The following is a 12,697-nucleotide window of genomic DNA, read 5'->3' on the forward strand; positions in this document are numbered from 1 at the left end:
TTTCCGAAGCTGTCACTTTATCCACTTCAGCGGGTTGACGGCCACACCATTCTCGCGGGTCTCGAAGTGCAGGTGGCAGCCGGTGACGCGCCCCGTCATCCCCGAGACCCCGATCTGCTGGCCCTTCTTGACCTTCTGCCCGACGCTGACCGACAGGGACGTGAAGTGCATGTAGGCGCTCGTCAGCTGCGCACCGTTGACGGTTCCGTGGCTGATGTAGACGTGATTGCCGGAGACGTCGTTGTAGTTCGCCTCGATGACGGTGCCGTCACCCGCGGCATAGACGGGCGTGCCGCACGCGAACGGAAAGTCGTCGCCCTCGTGCAGCTTGTTGATCTTGAGGACGGGGTGGAAGCGGTAGCCGTAGCCCGACACGATGCTCGAGATCGGGCCCGGGGAGGCGAGGAAACCGGTGCCCTGCGGCACGTCGTGGACGCTGGTGTCGACATCCTTGCTCGTCGTCGTGACGTTCTTCAGGCGCGTGCTCTCAGCCTGCAACGCCGCGAGCTTCGCCTCCTCCTTCTTCTTCTCGGCCTCGAGCTTCTTCTTGTCGTCCTTCTGCGTCTTCTGCAACGCCACGAGACTCGCCTCGGCGGCGTCGGCGTCCGTCTTCGCCGTGCTCGCGGCGGTGACGGCGGCGTCCTGCTTCGTCTTCGCGAGGCTCGCACGACGCCGGATCTCCGCGAGACGTGTCGCCTCGCTCTGCCCGGCTGCGGCCGAGCTCTTGAGATTCGTGATGACGCCCTGCTGGCGGCGCATGACGATGTCGGCGAGTGCCATCGACCCGGAGACACCCGAGTTCGAGGTGAGCACCTCGATGGTGAACGTGAGGTCGCCGAGCCCGCCCGTCTCGAACGCGTTGCGGGCGAGGCCACCGACCTCGGTGCGTGCCTTCGCCTGGTCGGCGCGGTTCGTCGCGAGGGCGGTGCGCGAGGCGTCCTCGTCGGCCTTGGCGACGTCGTAGTCGGACGCGGCGTCACGCTGCTTCTGCTGGGCCTTCGTCAGGGCGCCCTTCGCGTCCTTCGCCTTCTTGTCAGCGGCCGCGACGGCCTTGTTCGTCTTCGTCAGCGTCGCGTCGGCGTCGGCGAGCGACTTCGAGATGTCGTCGATCTCGGACTTGCTGTTCTTGATCTTGTCGTCGACGTCGTCACCGACGGCGTGGCTCGACCCGGACGCGACACCGAGCGCGCAGGTCCCGGCGAGGGCTGCGGCGCAGAGTCGGCGACGGGATTTGGTGGGCGCCACCGTCACACCTTGAGGTAGCGACGCAGCGTCAGCCACGACGTGACGACCGCGAGCAGGAGCACGCCGAGGTACAGCCACGGCACGACGGCGAGGACGTCGCCGTCCCCGACGAGGTTGACGAAGCCGCCCCCGGAGCCGGCGAGGCTGCTCACGCCGAAGTGGACCATCGCCCACAGCATGGCCGAGGCAAGGGTCGCGCCGACGAGCGAGGCGAGCAGCACCTCGGCCACGAACGGCAGATAGATCGTCGCGCTCGAGGCACCGACGAGGCGCATGATGCCGACCTGCCGGCGCCGCGTGAACGCCACCTGCCGGATCGTCGTCACCATCAGCAGCACGCAGCACACGACCATGAGCGTCGCGATGATCGCCGAGCCGACGCCGAGCATCGTGAGGAACGAGAAGAACGGCGCGAGCACCTCGTGCAGGTTGCTCACGTGCGCGACGCCCTGCATACCGGTGAATCCGCTCGCTATCTCGTCGAAACGCCGTGGGTCGTCGAGGCGCACCTCGAAGAATGCGGGCATCGACGACGCGTCGACGCTGCTGACGTACGGCGAGTCGTGGTACTGCTCGCGGAACATCGCAACGGCCTGCTCGCTCGTCTTGAAGTCGACCTTCGTGACGAGCGGCGCGAGGTTCGTCAGGTTGCTGCGCACCGTCTCGGTCTGCGCTGCGCTCGCCTCGCCGCCGGCGCACGAGGCGACGCCCGTGTCGGAGTCGGTGCACAGGAACACGAACGCGTGGACCTTGTCGTACCAGTCGCCCTTGGCGACGTCGACCTGACGCTGCGCGAGCAGCCCGGCACCGACGAAGATCATCGACACCATCGACACGAGTACGACCGAGGCGATCATCGAGGTGTTGCGACGCACCCCCTGACCGACCTCGGAGGCGAGGAAACGCAGGTTCACGAGGCAGCTCCCGTGATGTCGCGCCCCCGGCACGTGACGCGGGCGCCCGGGATTGCGGTGGTCGTGCCGTCGAGAGCTGACGGATCGTCGTGGGCGTCGTGACTGTCGTGGCCGCCCTGTTCTGCGACGGCATCGACGCGGTGCGCGCCGGAGCGTCGGGAGGTTGCCTCGGAGCGGTAGCCGCCGGTCGAGTCGCGCACGAGACGGCCGTCGCTCATCTCGATGACGCGCCGCTGCAGGCGGTCGACGAGCGAGTTGTCGTGCGTTGCCATGACGAGCGTCGTGCTCGTGCGGTTGACGCGGTCGAGCACGCCGACGACCTCCTCGGAGTTCTCGGGGTCGAGGTTGCCGGTCGGTTCGTCGGCGAGCAGGATGGCGGGCTGCTTGACGACGGCGCGCGCGATGGCGACGCGCTGCTGCTCACCGCCGGAGAGTTCGTGCGGGAAGCGGCGCGCCTTCTCGGCGAGGCCGACGAGTTCGAGTGCCTCGGGCACGGCCGTGCGCACCGCGCCCCGACGCCAGCCGAGGATCTCGAGGACGAACGCGACGTTCTCGGCGACCGTCTTGTTCTCGAGCAACCGGAAATCCTGGAAGACGACGCCGATGTCCCGGCGCAGCGACGGCACCTTGCGGCGCGGCATCGTCATGAGGTCTCGCCCGGCGATGTGGATCTGGCCGGACGTCGCCGTCACCTCGTGCGTCATGAGACGCATGAGCGAGCTCTTGCCCGAGCCGGACTGGCCGACGAGGAAGACGAACTCGCCGCGCTCGATGTCGAAGCTGACGTCGTCGAGCGCGGGCGCCAGCTTTCTGCCGTACGTCAGACTCACATGGTCGAAACGAATCATGGCTCCCCCGCCGTGCTCGATGCGTGCTCGCTACCTACCCCGCGTGTGAGCCGGTGTCACTCGGCGCCGCGGGCGGCGGCGCGCTTCCAGCGGATGCCGGCCTCCATGAACCCGTCGATGTCGCCGTCGAACACGCCGGAGGTGTTGCCGACCTCGTACTCGGTGCGCAGATCCTTGACCATCTGGTAGGGGTGCAGGACGTAGGAGCGCATCTGGTCGCCCCAGCTCGCCTTGATGTCGCCGGCGAGTTCCTTCTTCTGCGCGTCCTCCTCCTGCTTCTTGAGCAGCAGTAGGCGGGACTGCATGACGCGCAGCGCGGCGGCGCGGTTCTGGATCTGGCTCTTCTCGTTCTGCATCGACACGACGGTGCCGGTCGGGATGTGCGTCATGCGCACAGCCGAGTCGGTCGTGTTGACGCTCTGGCCACCGGGGCCCGAGGAACGGAACACGTCGATCTTCAGCTCGTTCTCCGGGATCTCGATCGTGTCGGTCGTCTCGATGAGCGGCACGACCTCGACGGCGGCGAACGACGTCTGACGTCGGCCCTGGTTGTCGAACGGCGAGATGCGCACGAGGCGGTGCGTGCCGGCCTCGACCGACAGGTTGCCGAACGCGTAGGGCACGTTGACCTCGAACGTGACGGACTTGAGGCCCGCCTCTTCGGCGTAGGAGGTGTCCATGACCTTCGTCGGGTAGCCGTGACGCTCGGCCCAGCGCAGGTACATGCGCATGAGCATCTCGGCGAAGTCGGCGGCGTCGACGCCACCGGCGCCGGCGCGGATCGTGACGACGGCCTCGCGCTCGTCGAACTCGCCGTTGAGCAGGGTGCGCACCTCGAGTTCGCCGACGGCCTTCTGCAGCTTCTTCAGTTCGCGCTCGGCCTCGGCGAGGGTGTCGGCGTCGTTCTCCTCGGTGCCCATCTCGACGAGCACCTCGAGGTCGTCGATCGCCGCGTCCATGTTCTCGACGCGGTCCTTCTCGGCGTTCGCGCGCGACAGCGCGGAAGTGATCTTCTGCGCCGCATCCGGATCGTCCCACAGATCGGGGGCCGCGGACTGCTCCTCGAGGTCGACGATCTGCTTCTTCAGCTTCTCGAGGTCGAGCACCTCGCGCACCGACGCCATCGTCGTGCGCAGGTTCTTGATTTCGTTGGGAAAGTCGACAGCCACGCCTTCCAGAGTATCGCCTGTGCCGGGCTGCGCCCCAACCGGCGAGTGAACACTCATCGTTCGAAGTGCGCTTCGGCCCGCGTGGTGACGTGGACGGTGATCGGTGCGCCGAGCGCAGACAGCGCTCCCCCGACCGCCGGCGGGTCGACGACGGCCGCGACGGCGAGCACGAGATCCTTGCCGTCGACGCTCGCCGACGTCAGGCTCCACGACGTGACGTGCGCCGGGCGCTCGGTGGCGGACAGCGCCGCCTGCGCCTCGGCGCGCACCGATGCCGCGTCGAGCTGCGGCGCCTCGACGCCGTGAGCGTAGGCATGCGCGACCGAGATGCGGTCGGCGGCTGCGGCGCCCGCATGGTCGGCGGCGTCGAGGACGTCGACGCGTGCCACCTGCGCGGTGTGCACGCAGATACCGCCGAGCAGCAGCATGACGACGCACGCACACAGCCCGATGCCGAGCAGGGCGATCCCGCCGTCGTCGGCGCGCGTTCGGCTCAAGAGGGACGAGGCGAGCTGTCTGAGCCTCGCCGGCATGTGGCGCAGGGGTCCGTTGAGGGCGCCACGCCTCGTGGCGCCCGCGTCAGGTGCGGGAGTCACCGTTGCCCTCCGTACTGTTCGACCTTCTCGACGTGCCGAGAGCTCAGGTGGATCTCGAGCCCCGCTGAACCGCTGAGCCATCGCGGCACGAACGGCAGGCCGACGCTCGTGCGCGCCGTCGCACTGACCTGAGCGCCGGGCGTCAGGCACGGGCTCGCCGTGCAGGTGATCGTCGCCGTGCCGACGGGGCTGCGCTGATCCTCGAACGCGAGACGCGTCGCGACATTCGCGCGTGCGCTGCCCGCGCCCGAGGAGGGCGCCGTCACGTATGCGCGCGCCGCCTCACGGGCCGCCGAGCGCACCGCGAACGACGCCGCCTCGACACGGATGAGAGACGTCGCGACCCACAGCAACGGCAACAACAACACCGCGATGACGACGATCGCCTCGACGAGCGCCGACCCTTCGTCCGCATCGAGGCCATGACCACTCGTGTCCGCTACGACGCCTTCTGCGCCAGGCTGGTCAGGACCACCGCGGCTTCGTCCCAGGCGGCCCGCACCTTGGGCCGCGGCGGCCACGTCTCGACGGGCCCTCATGGGCCGCGGTCCTCGATGACGGCTCGCCCGCTCGTGTGCAGGTCGAGACCGACGCCGAACGGGCCGAGCACGGGCACCTGGGCGGTGATGTCGACGCGCATGACCGCGACGCCCGCCTCACTCGTCGACCCGGCGCTCACGCCTGCGTGCCGACCGCCACCCTCGGCGAGCAGGTCGCGTGCCTTCGCCTGAGCGGCGTCGACGCCCCCATCGACGCGAGCGCCGGCGCGGGCCGCTTCGGCCGCCGCCATCGTCAGCGACGACCGCACGTGGGCGGCGTAGGCGAACTGGCACACGAGCAGGAAGACGGCCACGATGACGACGCTCGTCATCGCGTTCTCGGCGACCGCGGATCCGCGCTCGTCCCGCCACGCGACCCGGAAGCGCATCGCGGCCGTGATGCGGTTCAGCCGCCGGAGACCTTGCTCATGGCGCTCGTGAACATCGTCTGCAGCAGCGGCCCGGCCGTCTGCCACAACAGCGTGACGAGGCCCGCCGTCATGAGCGTGACGAGCACCCAGCCCGGCACGTCGCCGCGCTCGCCGTCGCTGTCCGTCCCGTTCACCGGTCGGAGGGTGAGTGCGACGCGTCGTCGCAGAGCAGAGCGGGCACTGAGGATGCGGTTCATGGGAGGTGACCTTTCGTCGGGGTGTGGCCCGCGAGCGTTCGCGGGAGTCGTGGGGAGGCATCACAGCGTCAGATCGAGAGCTGCGAGCCCGGGGTACACGGCGAACAGCACCGTGATGGGCAGGACGAGGAAGACGACGGGCGCCATCATGACGACCTCCTTGCGGCCGGCTTTCTCGACGAGTTCGGTGCGCACGCTCTCGCGCGCGTCCTGGGCCTGCGCGCGCAGGACGTCGGCGAGTGGCGTGCCACGCTCGAGGGCGACGATGACGCCCTCGACGAAGCGCGCGACGCTGACGACGCTCGTGCGCCGCGCGACGCCGGCCAGCGCGTCGGACAACGGGGTACCGGCGCGCGCCTGCTCGAGGGCGGTGCGCAGTTCCTCGGCGAGGGGGCCGCGGCACAGAGTCGTGACGTGTTCGAGCGCGCCGAGCGGGCCCTGGCCGGCGGCGACGGCGAGGGCGAGCATGTCGGCGATCGCGGGGAACTCGACGATCATGCGGGCCTCGCGCCTCTCGGCGAGCCGGGTGAGCTGCTGATCGCGCAGCACGACACCGAACCCGGCGGCGAGCAGCACGAGCGCCGAGGCAGACAGCGGTCCGCGCGTCGAGTTGCCCGTGACGAGGACGATGCACGCCGCGCCTGCAAAGCCCGTCATCGCCCACAGGGCCTGGCTCGTGCGGAACGTGTCGACGTCCGGGACGAGGCCCGCGCGCTCCATCCGGGAGCGCACGTGATCGGCGCCGCCCAGGACCCGCCCGAGCAGGCGCGCCAGGGCCGCCGCGACGGCGTCGAGACCGCGACGCGGCGCCGCGGCGGGTGAGTCGACGGCGAGCATTGCCCCGAGACGCTGCTCGAGCACGCTGACGCGCGGGCGCGCCACCCAGATGCCGACCAGGGCGAGACCCAGCCCGATGGCGGCGGCCGACAGCGCGGCTGGCGTCGTCATCGCATGACCCGTTCCTCGTGAGGCAGACGTCCGATGGCCTTCATCGCGACGTACGCGATCCACGACACGAGCGCCCCGGCGACGAGCACGAGCACCCCCTGCGGTGTGCGGTAGGCCGCCAGCCCCTCACCGCGGAAACCGACGACGCACAACGCGAGCCACGGTGCGGCGAGCGCCAACCGTGCCGCGCTCACCGTCCAGCTCTGCTTGGCGGCGAGTTCGGCGCGCGTCGAGGCGTCCTCACGCAGGAAGGAGCTGAGGGTGCGTAGCAGGCGACCGACGTCGCTGCCGCCGACGTTGTGGGCGAGGCGCAGCGACTCGATGAGCCGATCGGCGGCCGGGTCGGCAAGGCGGGCCTTGAGGACGTCGAGCGAGTCGTCGAACCGGCCGTGCGCCGCGTCGTGACGGGCGAAGGCGGCGAAGTCCTCACGCAGCACCTCCGGGCCGTGCAACGACAGTTGGCGCAGCGCTTCGGGGATCGACAGGCCGGCGCGGACGGCGGAGGCGACATGGTCGACGGCATCGGGCCAGGCCTCACGTCGTCGGCGGCGCAGGCTCGTCGCCCGGCCGCGGACGAATGCTGCAGGTGCCCACCCACCGACGCACGCGACGACCACGGCGAGGGCTGGCACGCCGGTGATGACGAAGCCGATGCAGAAGGCCACGGCCGCCGCGCCCAGGCACGCGGCGACGAGAGTGCGCACGCGCCAGGTGACGAGCCCGGACTGGTCGAGCAGTTCACGCACCGCGGCGTACCGGCGGCTGCGGCGCAGACCGTGAAGGGGGCGCGGCGGAGCCGGGGACGTCATCGCCCGCCACATGAGCAGTAGGGCGGTGCCGACGGCGGCGGCGCTGAGCAGGCGCGTCACGCGGCGTTCACCTCAGCGGCGAGAGCGGCGACGTCGATGCCGGCGCGAGCGAAGCGAACCTCTCCGTCGAGCGCGGGCAGCAGGCGCGGGAAACCGACCTGGCCCTCGGTGAACAGCGGGATCGTCTCGACGGTGTCGCCCTCGACTCGTCCGGTGACGCGCACGACCTCGCGCACGGAGCGTCGCCCGTGCCGATCAAGGCCGAGGTGGACGACGACGTCGATCGCCGACGCGACCGTCGGGACGACGAACGAGGGCGAGATGTTGGGGCCCGCGAGCAGCGGTAACGTGCAGAGTTTCGTGAGCGCCTCGCGGGCCGAGTTGGCGTGCAGCGTCGCGAGACCCGGCAGACCCGAGTTGAGTGCGAGCAACAGGTCGAGCGACTCGGCCTGACGAACCTCCCCGACGACGAGCCGCGACGGCCGCATGCGCAGCGCCTCTTTGACGAGCATGCGCAGCGTCACCTCGCCCGAACCCTCGAGGTTGGGCTGACGGCACTGGAGCGCGACCCAGTCACGCGCCGCGAGCTGCACCTCGAAGACCTCCTCGCACGTGATGACGCGCTCGGTCTGCGGAATGGCACTCGCGAGGCAGTTCAACATCGTCGTTTTTCCGGCCTGCGTCTGACCGGAGACGAGGACGTTGAGCCCTGCCTTGACGCACGCCGCGAGGATGGCCGCCAGCCCCGGCGACAGTGACCCGCGGTTGACGAGCTCGTCCATCGAATGACTCGCCGCGACGAATTTTCGGATGTTGATCGCCCAGTACTCGCGGGTCACGTCCGGAATCGCGACGTGAAGGCGCGAGCCGTCCGGGAGCGAGGCATCGACGAAGGGCGAGCTGAGGTCGAGACGCCGCCCCGACGTGCGCAGCATTCGTTCGACGAGAACGCGGATCTGGTCATGAGTCAGGATCGTCGGCGTCAGTTCGGAGACCCCGGAGCGCGCGACGAAGACCCGCGCGGGTTCGTTCAACCAAATTTCTTCGACGCTGGGGTCGTCGAGGTACTCCTGCAGCGGCCCGTAGCCCGCGACGGCGTCGAACACGGCCTTCGCCTCGCTCGTCGAACGCGACGACGCCGGCAGACCCGCCCGGGCGCGGGCAACCTCCGTCGCGGCGACGACGTCGGCGATGACGCCACGCACCGCCTCGGGGTCGGCTCCTGGGTCGATGGCCTTGGCGCGCAACTGCTCGCGCACCTCGTCCTCGATGAGCGTGATCGTCATCGTCTCTCCTCTTCGATGCCTGCTCTCAGGAGCCATCAAAGAGGCCGCGCGGGGCCGAAGGGGGTTTCGGAAAAACTCTTACCAAAGTCTTACCAAAGCACCCGTTCTGGCTCCGGCAAGAGCGTTGTCCACAGGTGCAGATCAGTTCCGACGACGCGATGTCGCAGGCCGCAGGCTGGACAGGTGAGCACCAGCATCCGCCTGGCCGTCGTCACCGCTGACGGCTCCCCCAGCGACCCGATCGTCGTCGATGCCCCCGACGGCACACTCTTCGCCGCGATCCGCCCCGCACTCGACCTGCCCTACGCGCCGACGCACGCCGGTCGAGCGATCCGTGACGACGACGTCCTCGGCCGAGCACCGCTCGTCGACGGCGCGCTGCTCGAACCACCCCGCCGCCCGGACGAGGAAGCGCACGCGGCCGTCCTGACGCTCGTCAGCGCGAGCGGCCCGCATCAGGGCAGCGCGCTTCCCCTCGCCGCCGGCCACGTCACCCTCGGACGCCACCATCACCTGCTCGGCGACGATCCCCTCGCTTCACGTCGACACGCCCTCGTCAGCGTCGCGCGCGGGCAGGTGACGATCACCGACCTCGGCAGCAGCAACGGCGTGACGAGCCGCGGGGCGCGCCTCCAACCGCACGTGGGCCACCCCTGGCGTGTGGGCGAATCAGTGCGTCTCGGCGCCAGCGTGCTGCGTCTCGACCTGGCGAGTGCTGAGCCAGCACCTCCTGACCTTGCGGGGTCCGATCTCTCCGGCATCAAACCTGCGGAAACCGATCCCATGAGTGCCGCCCCTGCAAACGCTGGCTCAGCCATGCGCGCCGGGACGTCGAACTCCCTGCCCGAACCGCGGACGTTCGAGTGGCCCGCGGCCCCGACACCCCCACGTCGGGTGCCGCTGCGCTGGATCGCGGTGCTCGCCCCGGTGCCCGTCGCACTGGTTCTCGCGATCGTCATGCACGCGGCGTACATGTTGTGCTTCATGCTCGTGGGCCCGCTCGTCATGGTGGCCACGCACCTCGACGACCGCCGTCGCGGACGTCGAGGTGGGCGCAGCGCAGCCCGCGACCATGCGCGCGAAGTGCAGGACGTCGGCCGCCGCGTCGCTGATGCGCTCGACGCGGAAGTCGTCACTCTCGCGCGCCTGGCGCCGAGCCCCGACCAATTGCTCGCCGTCGCCGCAGGCTCCCGCGACGGGCTCGGCCTGCGACGCGGGCCGAGCGCACGTCTGCTGCGTCTCGGGTACGGTGACGCGCCATCCGCGCACCGCCTCGCCCGCAACGGCTCGACACACCCGCTCGGGCTCAGCGAGGCACCCGTCACCCTCGTCCTGACGCCGGGCGGCCTCGTCCATCTCGACGCCGATGCGGCCACGACGCCGCAAGTCCTCGAACTCGTCGTCGCGCAACTCGCCGTCCTGCACGATCCGACGGACGCCCCGCCCGTCGTCGTCACCCGGCAAGCGGCCTCGCGACGCTGGGCCTGGGCGCTGGATTCGGCGCGTGTTCACGTCCACACGAGCGTGCCGGAGACCCTCATCGCACGACTCGACGACGGGGTGCGTCGCCCCGGCAGTGACGACCTCCCCCTCGTCGTGCTCGAAGCCGGTAGCGCCGACGCCACGCGCCTCGCGCGACGCCTCGTCATCGCCGGCGCGGCCGTCGCCTGGGTGGGCGCTGCGCAGCCACCCAGCATCGAGACGGGCGTGACGACGGCGGCCGCGACGGTCCGCGTCACGTGCGCCGCGGGACACCGCGCCGCCCGCCTGCCGGGCGGGCACACGTTCACCCTCGACAGCCCGGGTGAGACGTGGTTTCCCGCTGTCATGCGGCTGCACCGCCGCTGGGCTGCGGGCGCCACCGGTGGCAATGGCGCGCCGCTGCGCGCCTCGACGAGCGCTGCCCTGCTGCCGTCCGACGTGGCCGGCGCGTGGCGCACCCCGAGCACGAACGTGCCGATCGGCCACGATCACGACGGCATCATGACGCTCGACCTCGCCCGCACCGGGCCACACGCCCTCGTCGCGGGTACGACGGGATCGGGCAAGTCCGAGTTTCTGCTCACGTACCTGCGCGGGCTGTTCACGCTCAACTCCCCCGAGCACGTCAATGCGCTGCTCATCGACTACAAGGGAGGTGCGACGTTCGGCCCGCTCGCGCGGGCGCCGCACGTCGTCGGCGTCGTCACCGACCTCGACCATGGTCTCGCGACCCGTGCCCTGACGGCGTTGCGCGCCGAGATCGGGCGCCGCGAGCATCTGCTCGGGCGTCACGGGCTGACCTCCTACCGTGATTATCTCGCCGCCGCGCCTGCCCACCTGACGTTGCCGCGGTTCTTCGTCGTCGTCGACGAATTCCGCGTGCTCGCAGACGAACTGCCCGATTTCGTCGCCGGTTTGGTGCGTCTGGCGGCTGTGGGACGGTCGCTCGGCATGCACGTCATCCTCGCGACGCAACGCCCCGGCGGCGCCGTCAGCGCCGACATGCGCGCCAACCTCGACGTCCGAGTCGCGCTGCGGGTGCGTGAACGCTCCGACAGCATCGACGTCATCGACTCGCCCCTGGCCTCCCGCATCTCCGCCCGCACCCCCGGGCGCGGGTACCTCGCGGCGGCCGGTGAGGCTTGCGTCGAGTTCCAGAGCGCCTACAGCGGTGCGCCGCGCGAGCTAGGCACCACCGCGGCAGTGCACGTCCACCCCACGGTCGTGACTGCATCGGGGCTGGACGAACTGCGCGACGGATGTGATGCCTGCCGCCCCGGACGGACGAGCGCCCGCAGCGACCTCGCGATGTTCGTGGACGAGGCCGTCGCCGCCGCACACCAACTCCCACCGATCCACCGACCCGTGCTGCCGCCGCTGCCTGAGAATGTCGACGAACTTCTCGCCGAGACGAATAGCGCCGTCGGTCTCGTCGCGCTGACGGGCGAGCGACCGACGCCGGCGCCTCAGTCGAACACGGTGGCGTGCGGCAGGAGCGAATCCCTTTTCGGCGCATCGTCTTCGAGCGACGGGCATGATCGCGCGGAAGCAGCCGACGCGTTTGCGACGGACGGCGGCCTCGCGCACGTCGTCGGCATCGCCGACCTGCCCGGTGCGCAGAGCCAACCCGCCGTCACCGTGCCGGCCGGGGTGCACGTCGGCCTGGCGGGAGCCCCTCGCAGCGGACGGACGAACGCTGCCGCGGCGCTCGCCCGGGCGGCGGTGTGCGGCTCGGCCGCGGGCGCGACGACTCGCACGGCATCGACGTGGTGGGTCGGCCCCACCGACCCGATCGCGGCCGACGTCCACGTCGCATCCGACGACGCGGACGCCGTCATCCGCCTGCTCACGCACCTCGCCGAGGCGCACCCCGCGGGGCCGGCGAGCGTCGTCGTCATCGACGGGTGGGAGGACCTGCACGCGACGCTGCTGCGTATCAACCACGGCCTGGCCGCCGAAGACCTGCTGAAACGCATCGGCGAAGGCCACCGTCACGGACACACGTTCATCGTCACGGGTGGTCGGCAGGTGCTCGCCTCGAAGCTCAGCGCGCTGCTCGACGTCAAGCTGGTGCTGCGCCAGAACGACGCGACGGAGTACTCACTCGCAGGACTGCGTCCCGCTCAGATCCCGGCGTCGATGCCACCCGGGCGCGCGCTCGTCCTGCCCCACGGCCACCAGGTTCACCTGCGGCACGAACCACAGCCGAACGGGCGGGCCACGATGTGACAGG

Annotated in this window: 12 protein-coding genes; 1 reads left to right on the top strand and 11 read right to left on the bottom strand. The window is 70.5% G+C overall.

Annotated elements, in window-relative coordinates; genetic code table 11:
* Positions 1-12 precede the first annotated feature (12 nt).
* The 11 genes from NQ706_RS01915 to NQ706_RS01965 form a co-directional block, all read right to left on the bottom strand.
* On the bottom strand, positions 13-1,245 hold the full coding sequence (locus NQ706_RS01915) for a M23 family metallopeptidase (protein WP_051806009.1): 1,233 nt from the start codon (positions 1,243-1,245) through the stop codon (positions 13-15).
* Positions 1,246-1,247: 2 nt separating this feature from the next.
* Positions 1,248-2,159 (bottom strand): permease-like cell division protein FtsX, encoded by a 912-nt coding sequence (gene ftsX, locus NQ706_RS01920; RefSeq protein WP_038568891.1) that lies wholly within the window; start codon positions 2,157-2,159, stop codon positions 1,248-1,250.
* Positions 2,156-3,007 carry a cell division ATP-binding protein FtsE gene (gene ftsE / locus NQ706_RS01925; protein ID WP_038568893.1) on the bottom strand — a complete coding sequence of 284 codons (852 nt, stop codon included), beginning with the start codon at positions 3,005-3,007 and terminating at the stop codon, positions 2,156-2,158. Before ftsE ends, ftsX begins: the two co-directional genes overlap by 4 nt.
* A 56-nt stretch (positions 3,008-3,063) precedes the next feature.
* The gene (gene prfB, locus NQ706_RS01930; RefSeq protein ID WP_038568895.1) at positions 3,064-4,176 is read right to left on the bottom strand and encodes a peptide chain release factor 2; all 1,113 of its coding nucleotides are present in this window, start codon (positions 4,174-4,176) and stop codon (positions 3,064-3,066) included.
* A gap of 53 nt (positions 4,177-4,229) precedes the next feature.
* Positions 4,230-4,673, bottom strand: coding sequence for a hypothetical protein (locus tag NQ706_RS01935; RefSeq protein WP_150112768.1), 444 nt, complete (start codon positions 4,671-4,673; stop codon positions 4,230-4,232).
* 95 nt (positions 4,674-4,768) lie between these two features.
* Entirely contained in the window at positions 4,769-5,311 is a 543-nt protein-coding gene (locus NQ706_RS01940) for a pilus assembly protein (RefSeq protein ID WP_150112769.1), read from the bottom strand.
* The gene (locus NQ706_RS01945) at positions 5,308-5,700 is read right to left on the bottom strand and encodes a TadE/TadG family type IV pilus assembly protein (RefSeq protein WP_038568899.1); all 393 of its coding nucleotides are present in this window, start codon (positions 5,698-5,700) and stop codon (positions 5,308-5,310) included. Before NQ706_RS01945 ends, NQ706_RS01940 begins: the two co-directional genes overlap by 4 nt.
* A 17-nt stretch (positions 5,701-5,717) precedes the next feature.
* The gene (locus NQ706_RS01950; RefSeq protein ID WP_006943854.1) at positions 5,718-5,939 is read right to left on the bottom strand and encodes a hypothetical protein; all 222 of its coding nucleotides are present in this window, start codon (positions 5,937-5,939) and stop codon (positions 5,718-5,720) included.
* A 60-nt stretch (positions 5,940-5,999) separates the two neighbouring features.
* Complete coding sequence (locus tag NQ706_RS01955; protein WP_038568900.1) at positions 6,000-6,887, bottom strand: type II secretion system F family protein; 888 nt, start codon at positions 6,885-6,887, stop codon at positions 6,000-6,002.
* Complete coding sequence (locus tag NQ706_RS01960) at positions 6,884-7,756, bottom strand: type II secretion system F family protein (protein ID WP_038568902.1); 873 nt, start codon at positions 7,754-7,756, stop codon at positions 6,884-6,886. The genes NQ706_RS01955 and NQ706_RS01960 overlap by 4 nt, the downstream gene beginning before the upstream one ends.
* The gene (locus tag NQ706_RS01965) at positions 7,753-8,982 is read right to left on the bottom strand and encodes a CpaF family protein (protein WP_038568903.1); all 1,230 of its coding nucleotides are present in this window, start codon (positions 8,980-8,982) and stop codon (positions 7,753-7,755) included. The genes NQ706_RS01960 and NQ706_RS01965 overlap by 4 nt, the downstream gene beginning before the upstream one ends.
* A 183-nt stretch (positions 8,983-9,165) precedes the next feature.
* Between NQ706_RS01965 and NQ706_RS01970 the strand changes: the two genes are divergently transcribed.
* Positions 9,166-12,693 carry an FtsK/SpoIIIE domain-containing protein gene (locus NQ706_RS01970; protein ID WP_288756077.1) on the top strand — a complete coding sequence of 1,176 codons (3,528 nt, stop codon included), beginning with the start codon at positions 9,166-9,168 and terminating at the stop codon, positions 12,691-12,693.
* Positions 12,694-12,697: the final 4 nt, after the last annotated feature.

Origin of the sequence: Dermacoccus sp. BD5 (genome assembly GCF_044878485.1) — a bacterium.
GTDB lineage: Bacteria > Actinomycetota > Actinomycetes > Actinomycetales > Dermatophilaceae > Dermacoccus > Dermacoccus nishinomiyaensis.